General features: G+C 75.6%; 18 protein-coding genes. 6 read left to right on the forward strand and 12 right to left on the reverse strand.

The window, feature by feature from the left end:
• Window positions 1-31 precede the first annotated feature (31 nt).
• The 4 genes from Ae717Ps2_RS12375 to Ae717Ps2_RS12390 all read right to left on the reverse strand — a co-directional run bounded on the left by Ae717Ps2_RS12375 (window position 32) and on the right by Ae717Ps2_RS12390 (window position 3,387).
• Entirely contained in the window at window positions 32-493 is a 462-nt protein-coding gene (locus Ae717Ps2_RS12375; protein WP_020622745.1) for a thioesterase family protein, read from the reverse strand.
• A complete protein-coding gene (locus Ae717Ps2_RS12380) occupies window positions 490-1,515 on the reverse strand; it encodes a 3-hydroxyacyl-CoA dehydrogenase NAD-binding domain-containing protein (protein WP_304442462.1) in 1,026 nt (341 codons plus the stop codon). The genes Ae717Ps2_RS12375 and Ae717Ps2_RS12380 overlap by 4 nt, the downstream gene beginning before the upstream one ends.
• Before the next feature lie 61 nt (window positions 1,516-1,576).
• Entirely contained in the window at window positions 1,577-2,470 is an 894-nt protein-coding gene (locus Ae717Ps2_RS12385) for a 3-keto-5-aminohexanoate cleavage protein (RefSeq protein WP_020626421.1), read from the reverse strand.
• Window positions 2,467-3,387: a TetR/AcrR family transcriptional regulator gene (locus tag Ae717Ps2_RS12390; protein ID WP_075333404.1), complete on the reverse strand. Its 921-nt coding sequence runs from the start codon at window positions 3,385-3,387 to the stop codon at window positions 2,467-2,469. The genes Ae717Ps2_RS12385 and Ae717Ps2_RS12390 overlap by 4 nt, the downstream gene beginning before the upstream one ends.
• A gap of 207 nt (window positions 3,388-3,594) precedes the next feature.
• On the opposite strand from Ae717Ps2_RS12390, the gene Ae717Ps2_RS12395 reads away from it, so the two are divergent.
• Both Ae717Ps2_RS12395 and Ae717Ps2_RS12400 read left to right on the forward strand, forming a co-directional pair.
• Window positions 3,595-5,076, forward strand: a complete 1,482-nt coding sequence (locus Ae717Ps2_RS12395; RefSeq protein WP_075333405.1) for a mannitol dehydrogenase family protein — start codon at window positions 3,595-3,597, stop codon at window positions 5,074-5,076.
• A 74-nt stretch (window positions 5,077-5,150) separates the two neighbouring features.
• Window positions 5,151-5,696: a dihydrofolate reductase family protein gene (locus tag Ae717Ps2_RS12400; RefSeq protein WP_075306496.1), complete on the forward strand. Its 546-nt coding sequence runs from the start codon at window positions 5,151-5,153 to the stop codon at window positions 5,694-5,696.
• 13 nt (window positions 5,697-5,709) lie between these two features.
• On the opposite strand, the gene Ae717Ps2_RS12405 is transcribed toward Ae717Ps2_RS12400, so the two are convergent.
• From Ae717Ps2_RS12405 to pgm, 3 genes are all read right to left on the reverse strand, one after another.
• The gene (locus Ae717Ps2_RS12405) at window positions 5,710-6,321 is read right to left on the reverse strand and encodes a TetR/AcrR family transcriptional regulator (protein WP_158071490.1); all 612 of its coding nucleotides are present in this window, start codon (window positions 6,319-6,321) and stop codon (window positions 5,710-5,712) included.
• A 159-nt stretch (window positions 6,322-6,480) separates the two neighbouring features.
• Window positions 6,481-7,230: a polyphosphate--glucose phosphotransferase gene (gene ppgK / locus Ae717Ps2_RS12410; RefSeq protein ID WP_075306493.1), complete on the reverse strand. Its 750-nt coding sequence runs from the start codon at window positions 7,228-7,230 to the stop codon at window positions 6,481-6,483.
• Window positions 7,227-8,879 carry a phosphoglucomutase (alpha-D-glucose-1,6-bisphosphate-dependent) gene (gene pgm / locus Ae717Ps2_RS12415; RefSeq protein ID WP_075333406.1) on the reverse strand — a complete coding sequence of 551 codons (1,653 nt, stop codon included), beginning with the start codon at window positions 8,877-8,879 and terminating at the stop codon, window positions 7,227-7,229. The genes ppgK and pgm overlap by 4 nt, the downstream gene beginning before the upstream one ends.
• A 54-nt stretch (window positions 8,880-8,933) precedes the next feature.
• On the opposite strand from pgm, the gene Ae717Ps2_RS36100 reads away from it, so the two are divergent.
• Window positions 8,934-9,815 carry an ABC transporter substrate-binding protein gene (locus tag Ae717Ps2_RS36100; RefSeq protein ID WP_075334252.1) on the forward strand — a complete coding sequence of 294 codons (882 nt, stop codon included), beginning with the start codon at window positions 8,934-8,936 and terminating at the stop codon, window positions 9,813-9,815.
• 7 nt (window positions 9,816-9,822) lie between these two features.
• Here the strand turns inward: Ae717Ps2_RS36100 and Ae717Ps2_RS12425 are convergent, their stop codons facing one another.
• Window positions 9,823-10,902: an AbrB family transcriptional regulator gene (locus Ae717Ps2_RS12425; RefSeq protein WP_075306487.1), complete on the reverse strand. Its 1,080-nt coding sequence runs from the start codon at window positions 10,900-10,902 to the stop codon at window positions 9,823-9,825.
• A gap of 144 nt (window positions 10,903-11,046) precedes the next feature.
• Between Ae717Ps2_RS12425 and Ae717Ps2_RS12430 the strand changes: the two genes are divergently transcribed.
• Window positions 11,047-12,765 (forward strand): class I adenylate-forming enzyme family protein, encoded by a 1,719-nt coding sequence (locus tag Ae717Ps2_RS12430; protein ID WP_075333407.1) that lies wholly within the window; start codon window positions 11,047-11,049, stop codon window positions 12,763-12,765.
• Here the strand turns inward: Ae717Ps2_RS12430 and Ae717Ps2_RS12435 are convergent.
• The 4 genes from Ae717Ps2_RS12435 to Ae717Ps2_RS12450 form a co-directional block, all read right to left on the reverse strand.
• Window positions 12,749-13,561: an LLM class flavin-dependent oxidoreductase gene (locus Ae717Ps2_RS12435; protein ID WP_075333408.1), complete on the reverse strand. Its 813-nt coding sequence runs from the start codon at window positions 13,559-13,561 to the stop codon at window positions 12,749-12,751. The genes Ae717Ps2_RS12430 and Ae717Ps2_RS12435 overlap by 17 nt on opposite strands.
• A gap of 7 nt (window positions 13,562-13,568) precedes the next feature.
• Entirely contained in the window at window positions 13,569-14,033 is a 465-nt protein-coding gene (locus Ae717Ps2_RS12440) for a nitroreductase/quinone reductase family protein (protein ID WP_083702346.1), read from the reverse strand.
• 108 nt (window positions 14,034-14,141) lie between these two features.
• Window positions 14,142-15,185: a hypothetical protein gene (locus Ae717Ps2_RS12445; RefSeq protein ID WP_075306481.1), complete on the reverse strand. Its 1,044-nt coding sequence runs from the start codon at window positions 15,183-15,185 to the stop codon at window positions 14,142-14,144.
• Window positions 15,186-15,196: 11 nt separating this feature from the next.
• Window positions 15,197-15,730, reverse strand: a complete 534-nt coding sequence (locus tag Ae717Ps2_RS12450) for a YbhB/YbcL family Raf kinase inhibitor-like protein (protein ID WP_075306480.1) — start codon at window positions 15,728-15,730, stop codon at window positions 15,197-15,199.
• Window positions 15,731-15,834: 104 nt separating this feature from the next.
• Between Ae717Ps2_RS12450 and Ae717Ps2_RS12455 the strand changes: the two genes are divergently transcribed.
• The gene (locus Ae717Ps2_RS12455) at window positions 15,835-17,424 is read left to right on the forward strand and encodes a Na+/H+ antiporter (protein ID WP_233147762.1); all 1,590 of its coding nucleotides are present in this window, start codon (window positions 15,835-15,837) and stop codon (window positions 17,422-17,424) included.
• A gap of 38 nt (window positions 17,425-17,462) precedes the next feature.
• On the forward strand, window positions 17,463-18,569 hold the full coding sequence (locus Ae717Ps2_RS12460) for a cytochrome P450 (RefSeq protein WP_075306476.1): 1,107 nt from the start codon (window positions 17,463-17,465) through the stop codon (window positions 18,567-18,569).
• Window positions 18,570-18,612: the final 43 nt, after the last annotated feature.

Raw genomic sequence — 18,612 nt, forward strand, 5'->3', positions numbered from 1 at the left:
GGCCCCGCAGGTGCGGGGCCGCGGTCGCGGGTCAGGTCGGGGGCCGGGTCACCTCCTGCACCGCACGTCCGGCGTGCTCGGGTACGGGGTCGCCGGTGACCAGCGCGTCGAGGTCGGCGGCGACGCCGTCCGGGAACGGCGCGGTGCCGCCCGGGCCGACGTGCAGACACATCAGCTCCTCGGTGGCACAGAGCCGGCCCGCGGTGCGCAGCTCGTGCCAGAGCCGCAGCCGTTTCGCGTCGCGGCCGAGCACCCGGGTCGTGACCTCCAGCTCCGCGTCCGCGCCGATCTCGCGCAGGTACCGCACGTGCGCCTCGACGGTGTAGAGCGAGCAGCCGGTCGTGTCCCGGTAGCCGGCGTCCATCCCGGTGTGTTCCATCAGCGCCGTCGTCGCGTCGCCGAACACCAGCACGTAGTAGGGCTCGGACAGGTGGCCGTTGTAGTCGATCCACTCGGGGCGGACGACGTCGCGGTGCGCCGGCAGCGCGCTCACCGGGCGGTCTCCCCGGCGGTCTGCCCGGTGGTCTGCCCGGTGGTCTGCACAGTGGTCTGCACAGTGGTCTGCACAGTGGTCTGCACAGTGGTCTGCCGGGCCGCGGCCACGGCCCGGCGGACCGCGATCACCGCCCGGTCGCGCTCGGCCACCAGCTCGGCCATCGGTCGCCCACCCGCGGAGACCTCGGCGCCGGCGACCATGTCGTCGCGCAGCTCCCGGGTGAGCTCCGGGGCCTCCAGGCGTGTCCACGGCGCCTTCAGCGACGGTCCGAAGTGGTCCAGCATGTGCGCCATCCCGCCCCGGCCCCCGGCCAGGTGGAAGGTCAGGCAGGGCCCGTGCACCGGCCAGCGCAGCCCCGGGCCGTCGGTGATCGAGCGGTCGATCTCCTCGGGGGTGGCCTCGCCCGCGGCGACCATGTGCAGCGCCTCGCGCCAGATCGCCTCCTGCAGGCGGTTCGCGATGAAGCCGGGCAGCTCCCGTTCCATCTCGATCACCGACTTGCCGATGTGCCGGTAGAAGTCCGCGGCCCGCGACGCCGCCCAGGCCGCGGTCCGCTCCCCGCCGACGACCTCGACCAGCGGGATCAGGTAGGGCGGGTTGAACGGGTGCCCGACGACGAGCCGGTCCGGGTGCGCCGCGGTCGTCGCCATGTCGGTCATCGGGAACCCCGAGGTCGACGACGCCACCACCACGTCCGGACCGGCCGCCACCGCGGCGTCGGCCAGCTCGGCCAGCAGGGAGCGCTTGAGCGTCAGGTCCTCCGGGGCGCTCTCCTGCACGAAGTCCGCGCCCGCGACGGCCTCGGCCGCGGTCGGGAACATCGTCAGCGCGTCCCGGTCGGCGCCCTCGGCCAGCCCCAGCTCAGTGAGCGCCGGCCAGGCGGCGTCGACCACGCGGCGCAGCGTCTCCTCGGCGTCCGGGGCGGGGTCCCAGGCCCGGACCCGCAGCCCGCGGGCCAGGAAGTACGCCGCCCAGCCCGCGCCGATCACTCCGGCGCCGATGCAGGCGACGGTCCGGATCGCGGAGACGGGCCGGAGGTCGGGCTCGGACTCGGTGACGGACACGGACTCTGTCTCGGGCTCAGACACCGGCGCGCTCCTTCAGGCCGAGGATCGCGCGGGCGCGGTCCGGCGTCGCGACGCTCGCGCCGAGGTTCTGCACGATCTCCACCGCGCGCTCGGTCAGCTGCTCGTTGGTCGCCTTCACCCCGCGGGAGAGGTAGAGGTTGTCCTCCAGCCCGACGCGGGCGTGCCCGCCGGCCAGCACCGACTGCGCCACCCACGGCAGCTGGTCGCGCCCGATCGCGAACGACGCGAAGTTGGCGCCCTCGGGCAGCAGGTTCACCTCCGCCGCCAGCACACCCGGGTCGGCCGGGGCGCCGTAGGGGATGCCCATGCACAGCTGGAACAGCGCCGGGGCGTCGATCAGACCCTCCTCGACCAGGACGGTGGCGAACCACAGCTGTCCGGTGTCGAAGATCTCCAGCTCGGGCTTCACCCCGAGCTCCTGCACCCGCCTGGCCCCGGTGCGCAGCATGTCCGGGGTGGAGACGTAGAGCTGGTTGCCCTCCCCGAAGTTCAGCGAGCCGCAGTCCAGCGTGCAGATGTCGGGCAGCAGCTCCTCGACGTGCGGGAGCCGCTCCAGGGCGTTGACGAGGTCCGTGCCGTCGATCGGCTTGAGCGGGTCGTCGGCGTCGATCACCAGGTCGCCGCCCATGCCGGCGGTCAGGTTCAGCACGACGTCGACGCCGGAGTCCCGGATGCGGGTCACGGTCTCGCGGTAGAGCTCCACCGCCCGCGACGGGCTCCCGGTCTCCGGGTCGCGCACGTGGATGTGCACCACGGCGGCCCCGGCCCGGGCCGCGGCGATCGCGTCCGCGGCGATCGCGGCCGGGGTGACGGGCACGTGCGGGCTGCGGCCCACCGTGTCGCCGGCCCCGGTCACCGCGCAGGTGATGATGACGTCACGGTTCATCCGATCTCCGTTCGTTCCGTGCCTGCCGGCGCCGCGAGCACGGCCCGGTCGATGAAGTCGTGCAGCAGGGCGCGCATCCGGTCGGTCCCGGCCCGTGGGGTCATCGCCAGCACCTGGATGCCGAGCCCGTCGATCAGCGCGGTGAGCTGGTCGGCCAGGGCCTCGGTGCGGCCGGACACGAACCCCCCGGCCGCGGCGCCCTCGGCGATCGTCATGGCGATGCTGCGGTACCAGCGGTCGTAGGCGTCCCAGTACAGCGCGCGCCGGGCCGGGTCGATCGCCGACTCCGCCCACACCTGGATCCAGATCGACCACTCGCGGCGCAGCAGGGCGCCGTCGGGGAGCTGCAGGTCGATCAGCCGCAGCAGCCGCTCGTGCGGGTGGGCGATCGTGTCGAGCTCGGCGACCTGGCGGTCGAAGGCGAGGCGCACGTTGTGCCGCAGCGCGGAGTCGAGCAGCTCCGAGCGGGTGGGGAAGTGGTAGTGGATCGCCGCCGGGCTGGTCCCCGCCGCCCGCGCGACGTCGGCGGTGCGGACCCGGTGGTAACCGTGGTCGGCGATCAGCTCCCAGGCCGCGTCGAGGATCCGGCCACGGGTGCCGTGGGCCCCGCCGGGCTCGCGTCCGGTGTCGGGCTCGGCCGCCGCGGCGGCGGCCCCGGTGGGGACCGCGGTCCTGGCCCGGGCGCCGTCGCGGCCGTGCAGCAGCCGCGCGACCGTCTCGCCGGTGACCTCGGCGATGCGGACGAGCTCGTCGGCGGCGAAGCGGCGACGTCCGGCGAGGGACTTCGACAGCTTGGTCTCCTCCAGCCCGATCGCGGCCGCGAACCGGCGCTGGGTCCAGCCGTCGCGCTCGAGCAGGGCGCGCACCCGTCCGGCGACCGCGTCCTCGGCGGTCCGGGTGGTACGGGGGTCGGTCACCGGGCGACCGTAGGCCCTGACTTGCGATATGCGCAAGTACTGATCTCTGATCGTCGCAGCGTACGACGTTGTTTCGTAGGCGTTACCGGTTGCAGGACCAGTTCGCGGGGCTTCTCGCGGAAGCGCTTGCGCGGCACGGTGCGAGCGGTAGGGTCGGCGTCTCACCCGACGGCGCCGTGGGGCGCGGGGGACGTGGCAAGGGGGACCATGCGTTCGCTGGACGAGACCGGGATCTGGGCCGACGGGATCGAGGGCGTGGAGGTCCCCGGCTACGACCGGGCCGCCGTGGGGCGCGGGATCGTCCACATCGGCGTCGGTGGGTTCCACCGCGCGCACCTCGCGATGTACGTCGACGCGTTGCTCGCCTCCGGCGGGGCGCCGGAGTGGGGGATCTGCGGGGTCGGCGTGCTCACCGCCGACGACCGGATGCGTGACGTGCTGGCCGCCCAGGACGGGCTGTACACGCTCGTGCTGAAGGAGGCCGACGGGACGCTGACGCCCCGGGTGGTCGGGTCGCTGGTCGACTACCTCTACGCCCCCGACGACCCCGACGCCGTCATCGAGCGGATCGCCCACCCCGACACCCGGATCGTCTCGCTGACGATCACCGAGGGCGGCTACGCGATCGACCAGAAGACCGGCGAGTTCGACCCGGACTTCCCCGGCATTCGCGCCGACCTGGACGCGATGGCCGCCGGCTCCGCCCCGACCGGGGCGTTCGGGCTGGTCGTCGAGGCGCTGGCGCGTCGCCGGGAGCGCGGCACCGGCCCGCTCACGGTCATGAGCTGCGACAACATGCAGGGCAACGGCGACGTCGCCCGCCGGGTGTTCACCGGTGTCGCCCAGCTCCGCGACGCCGGGCTGGGCGCCTGGGTCGCGGAGTCGGTCACCTTCCCGAACTCGATGGTCGACCGGATCACCCCGGCCACCGCCGACACCGACCGCGAGGCCCTCGCCGAGCGCTTCGAGCTGCGCGACGGCTGGCCGGTCGTGTGCGAGCCGTTCACCCAGTGGGTGCTCGAGGACCACTTCGCCGCGGGCCGCCCGGAGTTCGAGCGGGTCGGGGTCCAGCTCGTCGACGACGTCGTCCCCTACGAGTTCATGAAGCTGCGCCTGCTCAACGCCACCCACCAGGCGCTCGGCTACCTCGGCTACCTCGCCGGGCACCGCTACGTGCACGAGGTCGCCCAGGACCCGACGTTCGCGGCGTTCCTGCGGTCCTACATGGACGACGAGGCCACCCCGACGCTGCGCCCGGTGCCCGGCATCGACCTCGACGCCTACAAGGACACCCTGCTGGAACGCTTCGCGAACCCGGGTGTCGCCGACACGCTGATGCGGATCAACTACGGCAGCTCCGACCGGATCTCGATCTTCCTGTTGCCGGTGGTGCGCGAGCAGCTGGCCGCGGGCGGGCCGGTCGCGCGGGCGGCGGCCGTCGTCGCCGGGTGGTGCCGCTACGCCGAGGGCACCGACGAGCAGGGCCGCGAGATCCCCCAGCAGGACCGTCTCGCCGAGGAGATGACCGCGCTGGCCCGCGCCGAACGGGACACCCCGGGGTCGTTCCTGTCCCACCGCGGGGTGTTCGGCGACCTCGGCTCCGACGAGCGGTTCGCGGGCGCGTTCCGGGCCGCGCTGGAGTCGCTGTGGTCACGCGGCGCGGCGTCCACCGTCGCGGACCTGGCCTGAGTCGAGCCGATGAGCTCGGGGCCGGGCCGCGGTCCTACCCCCGACACCTCCGTACCGGACCCCGGGAGACCACAGTGGGCACCATCGACGTGCACGAGTTCATCAGCCTCGACGGGGTCGTGTCCGACCCGTCGTGGACGGCCGAGTACGGCTTCCCCGACGCGATGGGGGAGGCGATCGGCCGGCTGACCGACGCGGCGATCCTGCTCGGCCGCACCACCTACGAGATGTTCCACCCGGCCTGGTCGGCCCGCGGCCACGACGTCGAGTCCGGCGGGGCGTTCTTCAACGGCGCGCCCAAGCACGTCGTCACCTCGACCCTGGCCGACCCGCTGGAGTGGGAGAACGCCCGGGTGCTCGGCCCGTACGACCCGGTGCGGATCCAGCAGCTCAAGGACGCGACCGGCGGCGGCATCTACGTCTCCGGCAGCGTCACCCTGGTCCGTGCGTTGCTCGCCGACGGCCTGGTCGACACGCTCAACCTGTTCGTCTACCCGGTGTCGCTCGGGGCCGGGCTGCGGCTGTTCGCCGAGGGCGTCCGGGCGCCGTTGCGGCTGCGCGAGTCGGAGGCCTACGAGAACGGCGTGGTCCGGCTGACCTACGGGCCGCCGGCGGCCTGAGCCGGGGGCGCGTTCAGTCCGGCAGCGCCGCGAAGGACTCCCGGGCGGCCGCCAGCACGTCGCCGTAGACCTGGCGGGCCGCCGGGCCCTCCGGGGCGGCCAGCCAGCCGGCGACGGCGACCTGCATGATCGCCATCGCGGCGGCCGCGGCGAGCCGGTGGGCCGTGGTGGGGGTGTCGGTGCCGTCGCGCTCGGCGAGCGCGTCGGCGACGGTCTGCTCCACGGTCCGTCCGACGTGGGCGATCCGTGGGCGCAGCTCGGGGTGGGTGCGCAGCAGCTCCATCTGGCCGTGCCAGGTCGGGCTGGTCGTCAGCGCCTCGGCGACCTCGGCGAGCACCGCCGTCGCGGCCCCGAGCGGGGACGACTCGGGCCGGGCGCGGACCTCGGTGGCGAGCTCGGCGAGGGAGGCGGCGTCCCAGTCGAACAGCACCGCGTCCTTCGACGGGAAGTGGTTGAAGAACGTGCGCGGCGCGACGTCGACGTCGGCGCAGATCTCCTCCACGGTGAACGCGTCCGGGCCCTGGGTGCGGGCGCGTTCCAGTGCCGCGGCGCGCAGCGCCTGGCGGGTCCGCACCTTCTTGCGCTCCCGCAGCCCGTGGCAGCGTGCCTCCTGGTCGGTCAGCATGTCGCCGATCATGCCCGTCCCGCCTCTCCCGCTGGTCCCGGCGCGCGGCTCGCACCCTCGACCCGAGCGGGGAGTGCAGTCGTGCAGTCACTGCAGTGTGCTCGCAGGATCGTGAGCACCGCAAACTACTGCACGACGCAATCCGGCACCGGACGAGGGTCAGCCGTGCGCCAGCAGCGCTGCCCCGATGATCCCGGCCTCGTTGAGCAGCCCGGCCGGGACGAGCTTCGTGCGGGTCCGCACGTAGGGCGACCACTTCTCGAACTTCTTGCTGACCCCGCCGCCGACGACGATCAGGTCCGGCCACAGCAGGTTCTCGACGTGGGTGAAGTAGCGCTGCAGCCGCCCGCCCCACTGCTCCCAGTCCAGGTCCTCGCGCTCGCGGGCGGAGTCGGCGGCGCGCGACTCGGCGTCGAACCCGTCGAGTTCCAGGTGCCCGAGTTCGGTGTTGGGCACCAGCTTCCCGTGGTTGACCAGCGCCGACCCGATGCCGGTCCCGAGGGTCACGACGAGCACCAGCCCGTGGTGGTGGTCGGCGGCCGCGCCGAACTCGGCCTCGGCGACGCCCGCGGCGTCGGCGTCGTTGACCAGCACCGCGTGCCGGCCGGTGACCCGGCGCAGCACCGCGGCCGCGTCGCAGTCGACCCAGGCCCGGTCCACGTTGGCGGCGGTGCGGGTCACCCCGTGCGTGACGACCGCCGGGAACGTGCAGCCGAAGGAGTGACGCCAGTCGAACTCGTCGAGGATCTGCGTGACGGTCTCCGCGACCGCCTCCGGTGTCGACGGCTGCGGCGTCGGGATCCGCACCCGCTCCGCGGCCAGCCGGCCCTTGTGCAGGTCCACCGGGGCGCCCTTGATGCCGGAGCCGCCGATGTCGATGCCGAACCCGAGTGCGTGCTTGCTGCTCACGCGCCCGATCCTGCCAGGGCCGCCGAGACGACGCCGCGCGCCTCGTCCTGGATGCGTGCCAGGTGCTCCGGCCCGCGGAAGCTCTCGGCGTAGACCTTGTAGACGTCCTCGGTGCCCGAGGGACGGGCGGCGAACCAGCCGGTGTCGGTGAGGACCTTCAGCCCGCCGATCGCGGCGTCGTTGCCCGGGGCGCGGGTGAGCTTCGCGGTGATCGCGTCCCCGGCGAGCTCGGTGACGGCGCCGGCGTCCAGCTTCGACAGCGCCGCCTTGTCCTCCCGCGAGCAGGCGACGTCGGTGCGGGCGTAGGCGGGGGCGCCGAACCGCTCGGTCAGCCGGGCGTAGTGCTCGCTGGGGGTCGAGCCGGTGACCGCGGTGATCTCCGAGGCGAGCAGGGCGAGCAGCAGGCCGTCCTTGTCGGTGCTCCAGGGCGAGCCGTCCCGGCGCAGGAACGACGCGCCCGCGCTCTCCTCGCCGCCGAAGCCGATCTCGCCCGAGCGCAGGCCGGGCACGAACCACTTGAACCCGACGGGCACCTCGACCAGCGTCCGGCCGAGGTCACCGGCGACCCGGTCGATCATCGACGAGCTGACCGCGGTCTTGCCGATCCCGGCGGCGGCGGGCCAGCCGGGGCGGTGGGCGAACAGGTAGCCGATGGCCACGGCGAGGTAGTGGTTGGGGTTCATCAGGCCGCCGTCGGCGGTGACGATGCCGTGCCGGTCGGCGTCGGCGTCGTTGCCGGTGGCGATGGTGAAGGGAGCCGGATCGGATTCCATCCGGGCCCGCAGCGACGCCATCGCGTACGGCGAGCTGCAGTCCATCCGGATCTTCCCGTCCCAGTCCAGGGCCATGAACCCGAACGTCGGGTCGACGGCCGGGTTGACCACGGTGAGGTCCAGGCCCCAGCGCTGCGCGATCGCGCCCCAGTAGTCGACCGAGGCGCCGCCGAGCGGGTCGGCGCCGATGGTGACCCCGGCGTCGCGGATCGCGGCCATGTCGAGGACCTGGTCGAGCTGGTCGACGTAGGTGCCGAGGTAGTCGTAGCGGTGCGCGGCCGCGGCGTCGAACCGGGCGGCGCGGCGCACCTCCTTCAGGCCGTTCTCCAGCAGCTGGTTGGCCCGGTCGGCGATCCAGGTCGTCGCCTCGGTGCCCGCGGGGCCGCCGTCGGGCGGGTTGTACTTGAAGCCGCCGTCGGCGGGCGGGTTGTGCGAGGGCGTGACGACGACGCCGTCGGCCAGGTGCCGGCCGTCGCGCCCGGCATTGGTGACCAGGATCGCGTGCGAGATCGCGGGGGTCGGGGTCAGCCCGTCCCGGGAGTCGACGACGACGTCGACGTCGTTGGCCGCGAACACCTCGGCCGCGGTGCGCCAGGCGGGCTCGGACAGCGCGTGGCTGTCGTGGCCGAGGAACAGCGGGCCGTCGGTGCCCTGGGCGGCCCGGTACTCGACGATCGCCTGGCTGGTGGCGGCGATGTGGTCGTCGTTGAAGGTCGCGGTGAACGCCGACCCGCGGTGCCCGGACGTGCCGAACGCGACCCGCTGCACGTCGACCGACGGGTCGGGGTGGGTCGTGGCGTACGCGGCCAGCAGCGCGTCGACGTCGACGAGGTCCTCGGGGCGGGCCGGGGTCCCGGCGCGCTCGTGCACGGTCATGCGGCGATCCTTCCCTCTCGTCGCGGCGCACGCCACCGCCTACCGTTGCGCGGTGTGCGGATCGCGTCGCTGCTCCCGGCCGGCACCGAGATCGCCGGGCGGCTCGGCCTGGCCGCCGACCTGGTCGGCGTCACCTTCGAGTGCGACGACCCGGCGGGGGTGCGGGGCCGGGTGCCGGTGGTCGTGGACACCGCGCTGCCGACCGCCGCGTCGCCGGGGGAGATCGACGCCGTCGTCCGCGAGCGGGCCGCGGCCGGGCTGCCGCTGTACGAGGTGGACCGCGCCCGCCTCGCCGCCGCCGACCCGGAGCTGATCCTCACCCAGGACCTGTGCGCGGTGTGCGCGCTACCCGGCTCGACCGTCGCGCAGGTGCAGGCCGAGCTGGGTACCCGGGCCCGGGTGCTGTCGCTGGACCCGCACCGGCTGGCCGACGTGCTCGACGTGGTGACCGCGGTCGGCACCGCGGCCGGGGTGCCGGACCGGGCCGCCGAGCTGGTCGCGGGCCTGTCGGCGCGCCTGGACGCGGTGGCCGCCGCGGTGCGGGGCCGCCCGGCACCGCGGGTGCTGGTGCTGGAGTGGACCGACCCGCCGTTCCTGCCGGGGCACTGGGTGCCCGACCTGGTCACCGCGGCGGGCGGTGTCCCGGTGGCCGCCGCCCCGGGTGGGCGCAGCACCGCGGTCGACCGGGCCGACCTGCCTCCGTGCGACGCCGTGCTTGTCGCGCCCTGCGGCTTCGGGCTCGACGACGCGCTCGCCCAGGCCCGCGCGGCGCTGCCGTGGCTGCCCGCGGGGGTCCCGGTGCACGCGATCGACTCGGCGTCCTACGTCGTGCGGGCCGGTCCGCGCCTGGTCGACGGGGTGGAGGCGGTCGCGGCCCTGCTGCACCCCGGCGCGGTCCCGGCGCCGCCGCCGGGACGGGTCGCGCGGGTCCGCTGAGCGGCCCTCACTCCCTGGTGCCCGGGCCCAGGCGCCGCCCGACCATCCGCGCGGTCCACGGTGCGACGAGCAGCATCAGGATCACCCGCAGCACCTGCACCGCGACCACCGAGGTGACGTCCACTCCGGACGAGATCGCCGTCGCCAGCACCGCGTAGATCCCGCCCGGGGTGGTCGCGAGGTATCCCTCCAGCGGGGTCATGCCGGTGAGGGAGGACAGCAGCAGCCCCAGCAGGGCGCACAGCGCGACGACGCCCAGGATCAGGACGGTCGCCAGCGGCAGCACCCGCGCGACGGTGCCGAGCGCGGCCCGGGTGAAGCGCAGCCCGGCCTGCCAGCCGATGACGGCGTAGGCGACGTCGACGATCGGGAGCGGCACCGACGCGTCGAGGGAGAACCCGGCCAGGCTGATCACCAGCGCCACCACCATCGGCCCGAGCAGCGCCCCGGCGGGGACCCGCGCGACCTTCCCCAGCGGGACGCCGACGCCCACGCACACCGCGGTCGCCGCGAGCCCGACCCACCACGGCGCGCCGGGGCCCGTGCCCGCGGCGGCCGGGGCACCGGGCGAGGCGCCGTAGACGAACGCGGCGACCACCGGCATCGTCGCGGTGACCAGACCGACCCGCAGGTACTGGATGACGGCGACGGTGCGCTCGTCGCCGCCGAGCTCGCGGCTGATCGCGACCAGCCCGGACGCGCCGCCCGCGGTCTGCGCGAGCATCCCGGTGAGCGGGGTGACCCCGCGCTGCAGCCCCATCAGCAGCCCGGACCCCATGCTGAGCAGCAGCGTCGCGAGGCTGATCAGCAGGACCGGCAGCCACTCCGCGGCCACCGCCGCCAGGGTGTCCGGCCGGGCGAGCAGGCCGATGACGACACCGATCACCGCCTGGGCGGCCGACGTCGCCGGGCGGGCGACCCGGGTGGGGCCGAGCCCGGACAGCGCGAGCACGGTCGCGACCAGCAGCCCGGCGAACAGGGCGGGGGAGGGCACGTCGACCGTGGCGAGCCCGGCGGTCACCAGCACGGTGAGGGCGGCGAGCAACGGCCAGCGCCACCATCCGGACAGCGACGGGCGGGAGCTCACCGTGGGATCACGACCCGAGCCTAAATGGTACGGACGTACTGAGTCGCGGTGAGTCCGGACACGATCGTTGTCGTGAGCGAACGATCACCGCTTCCGTCGGAGCGGCCGCCGGGGTAGGACGGACGGGCACGAGGAGGTGCGCCGATGGGAGACACCCCGAGGAACGACACCGGAGCGGCGATGACGGGACTCGGCCCGGTGATCGCGGCGCTGACCGCACCCGGCGGGGAGTTCGAGCTGGTCGACGCCGAGGTGCGGGGCGTCGCGATGCGGGTCTACCGGCGTGGCCCGCACACCCTGGCCGAGCTGTGGGCGGCGACGGCGGCCTGGCCGGAGCGCACCTTCACCGTGTACCAGGGCGAGCGGCGCACCTACGGCGAGCACCGGAGCCTGGTCGCCGACCTGGCCGGCGTGCTCACCGGGCGGTTCGGGCTGCGCCCCGGTGACCGGGTCGCGATCGCGATGCGCAACCTGCCGGAGTGGCCGGTGGTCTTCTTCGCCGCGCAGGTCGCGGGACTGGTCGTCGTGCCGCTGAACGCCTGGTGGAGCGCGCCCGAGCTGGCCTGGGCGGCGGCCGACTCCGGTGCCCGGGTGGTCGTGGCCGACCCGGAGCGGTGCGCCGCCCTGTGCGGCAGCGGCACCGACGGCAGCGCTCGCGGCGTCGGGGTACCCGTCGTGCGGGTCCGCGGTGGCGGGGCGCCCGCGCCCGGCCCGGTGGTCGAGTGGGAGGACCTCGGGCTGCGCACCGACGGTCCCGGTGACCCGGGCGGCCACAGCCCGCCCGGCCCCGACGACGACGCGACGATCCTCTACACCTCCGGCACCACCGGCCGCCCGAAGGGCGCGGTCGGCACCCACCGCAACCACGTGACGAACCTGCTCAACGTCGCACTGACCGCCCGGGCGACCGCGCTCGACGCCGGGACGGAACCGCCGCCGGGGCAGCAGGGGACGCTGCTCATGTACCCGATGTTCCACATCGCCGGGATCAACGGCCTCGTCGGCGCCGTGCTCGGCGGGGCGAAGCTCGCGACCCTGCACCGCTGGGACCCGGCCGCGGCGCGGGCGGTCGTCCGGGCCGAGCGGCTGACCCGCTCCAACGGTGTCCCGTCGACGACGGCGGAGCTGCTCGACGGCGCTGACCCCGCCGACCTGGCCTCGCTGCGGACGGTCGGCATGGGCGGGGCGCCCGTGCCGCCGGAGCTCGTCGCCCGGATCGGACGCGACCTCGGTGCCGGCGCGGCGAACGGCTACGGCCTGACCGAGACGACCTCGGCGATCTGCGCGAACACCGGGCCCGAGTACCGGGCCCGCCCCGACTCGGTCGGCCGGCCCGCGCCGGGGGCCGAGCTGCGGGTCGCGGGCCCGGCCGGGGAGGCGCTGGGCGACGGCGAGGTCGGCGAGCTGTGGTTCCGCGGCCCGAACGTGGTCCGCGGCTACTGGAACCGGCCCGACGCCGATGCCGAGGCGTTCGTCGACGGCTGGTTCCGCACCGGCGACCTGGGGCACGTGACCGACGGCTGGGTGTACGTCGTGGACCGGTGCAAGGACGTCGTGCTGCGCGGCGGGGAGAACGTGTACTCCGCGCAGGTGGAGGCGGCGATCCACACCGTCGACGGGGTGCTGGAGGTGGCGGTGCTCGGGGTGCCGCACCCGCGCCTGGGGGAGGAGGTCGCCGCGCTGGTCCGGGCCCGCCCCGGGGCGGCCCGCGACGACGACGCCGTCCGCGCCGCCGTCGCCGCGCGGGTGGGCGAGTTCGCCGCGCCTGCGCACGTGCGGTGGACCGACGAGCCGCTGCCCAGGACCGCGACGGGCAAGATCCGCAAGCGCGAGCTGCGGGCGGGCTTCACCGCTCCGAGGTGAGGGTCCTGCGGGCCGCGGACGCGGCGTCCAGCCAGGGCCGCGGGTCCGGGGCGCCGGCCGGCGGGACCAGGACGACGGTGTCCAGCCCGGCCGCGGCGTGGGTCGCGACGATCGACTCGACCGCCCGCCGCCGCTCCGGGAGTGCGGGATCCTCCGGCAGCGCGACGTAGCCGATGCGCCGGAAGCCGTCCGCGGCGCCGCCCGGCCCGCACGACCCGAGCGAGGACCGGACCTCCTCGGGGGTCAGACCCGAGTCGAGCAGGACCCCGTCGGCGAGGTCCCCGGCCAGTCGCAGGGTGCGCGGCCCGCGCCCGCCGACCAGGACCGGCGCCGCGGTCGCCGGCGGGTGGTCCAGCCGGACCCGGTCCAGCCGGACGTAGCGCCCGGAGCGGGTGACCTCGCGCCCGGCGAGCAGGTCCCGCACCGCGGTCGTGTGCTCGGCGAGCAGGGTCAGCGGCGAGGTGACCCGGTTGCCGACCTGGCCCATCCAGTCGAGCACGCCGTGCCCGAGGACCGGCAGGTACCGGCCGGGGAACAGCCGGGCGAGCGAGGCGATCTCCATGGCGACGACCGCCGGGTTCCGCAGCGGCACCGGGAACAGCCCGACGCCGACGGTCAGGGCCTCGGTGCGGGCCAGCGCGACGGCGGCGGTGGCGGTCCCGCCGTGCAGGAAGCAGTCCTCCCACAGCCACAGCTGGTCCAGCCCCGCGGCCTCGACGTCACGGGCTGCGCCCGGCAGCTCCTCGGGGGGCAGCTCGGGCCGGAAGACGATGCCGATGTCCGTATGACCGTCCATGGGACGCTCAGGCCGGGTCGATGCGGAACACCGGGCAGATGCCGGTCAGGGCACCGAGGGCCTCGGGCGTCGGCTCGGTGACGATCCCGTTCTCCATCATGATCGCGACGCCGTCCGGGGTGACCTCCGGCCACGCATCGAGGACGGTGCGCGCCTGCTCCGGCGGCACCTCCACCAGCACGACGGGCTCCGGCTCGGCGTCGTGCCCGGTGCTCAGCGTGGCGTGCCCGCCCGCGGCCCGGACGTTGACGATCCAGTCCGCGCCCGGGAACCCGCCGACGACGAACCGCTCCCCACCGGTCGCGTACACCGTCAGCGGGGTGTGCCGAGGCCGGCCGCTGCGCCGGCCGGGGACGGTCAGGACGGGCAGCTCGAACGGCAGATCGCCGCGGTCGCGCCGGGCGAGCAGGTCGTCGTTGTGGTCCTTGATCTGCTGGGGGGCACGGATGTGACGGCGGGGATCGTCGGACACGGGAGCTCCTCGTTGTCGGATCCGGGCCAGGATGCCACGGGTCCGCGGACGGGTCGCGGGACTGCTCGCTGCCGTGCCCGGTGGCGGCCGGGCAGGGACGGGTCCTCCTCAGTCCGACCGCAGCCCGTCCAGGATCTCCTCGGCGCGGGCCAGGTCCTCCCCGGCCCGGTCGGCCCGGGCCGCCGCGTCCCGGGCGGCGCGCTCGGCCTCGTCCCGGGCGCGGTCGGCGTCCTCGGCCTCGTCCCGGGCGCGGGCCAGCTCGGCGGTCAGCTCCGCCACGCGGCGGTGCGCGTCGTCGCGGCGTCCCGCGGCCTGCGCGGCGCGGTCCCGGGTGTCCTCGCGTTCCCGGTCGGTGTCGTGGGCGGCCAGCCGGGCGGTCTCGACGGCCTTCTCGGCCTCGGCGAGGGCCCGCGCGTGCCGCTGCGCCGCGCGCCGCTGCTGCTCCTCGGCGGCCCGGCGCTCGGCCTCCCGGCGCCGCGCGTCGCGCCGGCGCCGGGACAGCTCCCCGTCGCCGTCCGGTCGGGATGCGGTGTCCGGGGGAGCCCCGGTGCCGGGTGCAGGCTCGGCGTCGCGGTCCGTCGAGGTGGGCGGTGACGAGGTGCGCGGTGGCGAGGTGGGCGGTGGCGGGGTGCGCGGCGGCGAGGTCCGCGGCGCAGGTGGCCCGGAGTCCGGCTCCGCGAGCGGGCCGAAGCCGCTGTGTCGCTCGTAGCGCTCCAGCCGTCCCGACCGCACGCGGTCGGCCAGCTCCGGGTCGGCCAGCGCCGACTCCAGGACCCACCGCACGTCGCGTTCCAGGCCGGGGTCCACCCGGGCCCCCGCGGCGCGGCCGAGGGCCGCGGCCCGCCGGGCCAGCGCACCGACCAGCCGGGTGCGCTGCGCCGACACCTCCCGCAGGGCCGCGCCGTCGAGCGAGCGCTGGGCGTCGGCGAGCACCGGGGCCAGCGCCAGGAGCCCCTCGACCTCGTCGCGGGCGTCGTCGACCAGCAGGTTCGCCAGCCACGCGGCCCGGGTCGGCCGCCGGGCGGCGGCGATCGCCCGGGCGGAGTCGGTGTCGGCCTCGGCGCGGGCCCGGGCGACGGCGGCGGCGCGCGCGGCCACGAAGTCCTCCGGCGGGACCCGGTAGAGCAGGTCCAGCTCCGCGTTCGCGTCCACGCCGGCGGGCCTCAGCTCAGGTTCGCGTGCGTCCCGACCAGGACGGCACGGCCGACGGTGTGGCTGAACAGGGTGAAGGCGAGGAACGTGGGCGTCGCGGTGGTGGGCACGTCCAGCGTGGGCACGTCGACGGCGTGCACCACGAAGAAGTACCGGTGCGGGCCGTGCCCGGGCGGCGGGGCGGCGCCCAGGTAGCGGGCCAGGCTCGCGTCGTTGCGCAGCTGGACCGCGCCCTCGGGGAGGCCGGAGCCGGTGTCGTCACCGGCGCCGGACGGCAGCGATGTCACCGACGCCGGCAGGTTGAACACCGCCCAGTGCCAGAACCCGGCGACGGTCGGGGCGTCCGGGTCGTAGCAGGTCACGGCGTAGGACCGGGTCCCCTCCGGCGCGCCGGACCAGGACAGCTGCGGCGAGACGTCCTCGCCGCCCGCGCCGAAGATCCCCGACAGCTGGGGGGTGGCGAGCGCGGTGCCGTCGGTCAGGTCGGTGCTGGTCAGGGTGAACGACGGGACCGGGGGCAGCTCGTCGTAGGGGTTGCGGGGCACGGGATGGACCTCCTCGGGTCGGTGGTGGGTGTCTCGCCGTGATCCTGGCACGGCGCGTCGGCTGCCGTCCGGCGGCGAGGAGGGCAGGGTGTCGGTCCGTGGAGATGCTGCTCGTGCTCGTCGGGATGATGGTGGCCGCGGTCGTCCTGGTCGGGGTGGGGGACCGGCTGCGGCTGCCCTGGCCCGCGCTGATCGTGGTGCTCGGCGTGGTCGTCGCGCTGCTGCCCGGCCTGCCCGACGCGTTCGTCATCGACCCCGAGCTGATCCTGCCGCTGTTCCTGCCGCCACTGCTGTTCGCCACCGCGCAGCGCACGTCGTGGGCGGTGTTCCGGGCCCGGTGGCGGTCCATCGCGCTGCTCGCCGTCGCGCTGGTGCTGGTCACCGCGACGGTCGTGGCGGGCACGGTGTGGCTGCTGGTCCCGGGGATCGCGGTGACCGCGGCGATCGCGCTGGGCGCGATGGTGGCCCCGCCGGACCCGGTGGCGGTCGAGGCGGTCGCCGGGCAGGTCCCGATCCCGCGCCGGGTGGTGGCCGTGCTGCAGAGCGAGGGGCTGTTCAACGACGCGACGGCCCTGGTCGTGTTCCAGGCCGCGGTGCTCGCCACCGTCTCCGGCGGCGAGCTGAGCCCGCTGGGGCTGGGGCTTCGGTTCGTCCTCGGCGCGGCCGGGGCGGTGCTCATCGGTCTCGGGGTCGCCTGGCTGGCCCGGCGGGTGCTCGGCCGGGTCACCGACGCCACCGGACGCAGCGCGCTCACCCTGGTCCTGCCCTTCGCCACCTACCTGGCGGCCGAGGAGCTCGGCGCGTCCGGGGTCATCGCGGTCGTCGTGCTGGCGTTGCAGCTGCGGGCCGGGGCGGACGCCGACGAGGCGGCCGAGCGGCTCACCCAGTCCTCGCTGTGGAACGTCGTCGAGCTGCTGGTGACCGGGCTCGCGTTCGGCCTGATCGGGCTCGACCTGCGCCAGGTCGTGCTCGCCGCGGGCGACGAGCTGCCGACGATGCTCGCGCACGCGGCGGTCGTGTGCGTGGTCGTCGTCGCGGTGCGGGTGCTCTGGATGGTCGTCGCCTGGCGGGTGCTGGCCCGCGACGGCGACGGGGCCGCCGCGGCCGGCGCCGCCCCGCTCACCGGACGCGAGGCCGTGCTCCTGTCCTGGTGCGGCATGCGGGGCCTCGCGACGCTCGCCCTCGCGCTGTCGCTGCCGCTGCAGACCGCGTCCGGGGCGCCGTTCCCCGCCCGCGACGAGCTCGTCCTCATCGCGGTGTCGGTGCTGTTCGTGACGCTGCTCGTGCCCGGCTTCACCCTGGGCATGCTGGTCCGCGCCCTCGACATCGACGACGAGGCCGACGCCGAGGACCGCGCCGAACGCGAGATCGTGCTGCGGGCCCGCCGGGCCGCCGTCGCCACCCTGGAGTTCGAACGCACGGTCCGCGGCCTGCCCGAGGAGGTCGGCACCGCCATGCGGGAGCGCGTCGAACGGCTGGAGCGGGTGCTGTCGGGGGAGACGCCGTCGGAGGAGGAACGGTCCCGGATCGCGGCGGTGAAGAAGGCCCGCCGGGCGTTCGCCGAGGCGCAGGCCTCAGCGCTGGCGGCCGCCCGGACCGAGGTGCTGGCCGCGCGGCGCGAGCCCGGTGTCGACCCGCACGCCGTCGACCGGGTGCTGCGCCGCCTCGACCTGCGCACGGTGCTGCTCGACTGAGGACCGGAGGTGTCCGCGTCCGCGGGCACGATCGAGCCATGACGTGCCCGTTCACCGCCCGTACCCGCTCGCTGTCCGAACCGGACCCCGCGCCGGCCGGAGGTCCGGTCGTGCGCACGACGCTCCCCGGCGGGCCCGCCGTGTGGGTGGTCACCGAGGAGGCGCTCGCCCGCCGGGTGCTCACCGACCCGCGGTTCGCCAAGGACCCCGCGCTCGCCCCGCCCGGCGTCACCGACCTCGAACCCCCGGCCGTCGAGCGGCTGTCGCTCACCACCGCCGACGGCGCCGGGCACGCCCGGCTGCGCCGCGCGCACGCTCCGCTGCTGTCGGCCCGCGCGCTCGCTCCGTACGCCGGACGGATCCGGTCCATCGCCGCGGGCCTGCTCGACGGCCTCGGCCCCGGCGAGGTCGACCTCACCGAGGACGTCACCATCCGGTACCCGCTTGCCGTCGTGCTCGAGGTCGTCGGTGCCCCGCCGGGGCTCCTCGACGACGCCGTCGACGCCTGTCGCGCGATGTGGAGCCCCGACCCGGCCGTGGCGGGCGCCGCCTTCGGACGGCTGCAGGCGATCGGCACGGCCGCGGTCACCGACGGGACCGGCGACGGCGTCGCGGCCGGCCTGCGTGCGGCCCTGCCCGACCTCGACGACGCCCAGGTCGGCTACCTCGTGTTCGGCCTGGTGTTCGGCGGTCAGCTCACCACCGACGCCGCGCTCGGCTACGTCGTCGCCCACGCCCTGGACTCCGGGCTCGCCGGCCGCACCGCCGACGAGCTCGACGCGCTGGTCACCGAGGTGCTGCGGGTCCACCCGCCCGCCCCCTACTCGCTGTGGCGCTTCGCCCGCACCGCCGTCGACCTCGCCGGGCGGGCGCTGCCTGCCGGGGCTCCGGTGCTCGTCGACATCCGGGGGATCGACGCCCGCCCGACCCAGGGACATCCGCTGACGTTCGGGCACGGCCCGCACTTCTGCGCCGGTGCGCACCTGGCCCGGCTGGAGCTGCGCACGATGCTGGAGGTGCTGCGCGACGACTTCCCCGACGCCCGGCCCACCGTTCCGGCCACCGGCCTCGTCGAAGTGCACCCCGGCGGGTCCGGCGGACCGCGGCTCGCCGGTCTACGGGTGCACCTGCGTCCCGCTCGGTGATCTTCCCCGCAGTCACCGAGCTGCCGCCACATGATGAACTGTG

Source organism: Pseudonocardia sp. Ae717_Ps2 (assembly GCF_001932475.1).
Taxonomy (GTDB): Bacteria; Actinomycetota; Actinomycetes; order Mycobacteriales; family Pseudonocardiaceae; genus Pseudonocardia.

Bases quoted from the DNA above. Each gene is read 5' to 3' on its own strand.
- Ae717Ps2_RS12385 (WP_020626421.1), bottom strand. From the start codon at position 2,470: ATGAACCGTGACGTCATCATCACCTGCGCGGTGACCGGGGCCGGCGAC.
- Ae717Ps2_RS12395 (WP_075333405.1), top strand. From the start codon at position 3,595: ATGCGTTCGCTGGACGAGACCGGGATCTGGGCCGACGGGATCGAGGGC.
- Ae717Ps2_RS12405 (WP_158071490.1), bottom strand. From the start codon at position 6,321: ATGCTGACCGACCAGGAGGCACGCTGCCACGGGCTGCGGGAGCGCAAG.
- pgm (WP_075333406.1), bottom strand. From the start codon at position 8,879: ATGACCGTGCACGAGCGCGCCGGGACCCCGGCCCGCCCCGAGGACCTC.
- Ae717Ps2_RS12430 (WP_075333407.1), top strand. From the start codon at position 11,047: ATGGGAGACACCCCGAGGAACGACACCGGAGCGGCGATGACGGGACTC.
- Ae717Ps2_RS12435 (WP_075333408.1), bottom strand. From the start codon at position 13,561: ATGGACGGTCATACGGACATCGGCATCGTCTTCCGGCCCGAGCTGCCC.
- Ae717Ps2_RS12455 (WP_233147762.1), top strand. From the start codon at position 15,835: ATGCTGCTCGTGCTCGTCGGGATGATGGTGGCCGCGGTCGTCCTGGTC.
- Ae717Ps2_RS12460 (WP_075306476.1), top strand. From the start codon at position 17,463: ATGACGTGCCCGTTCACCGCCCGTACCCGCTCGCTGTCCGAACCGGAC.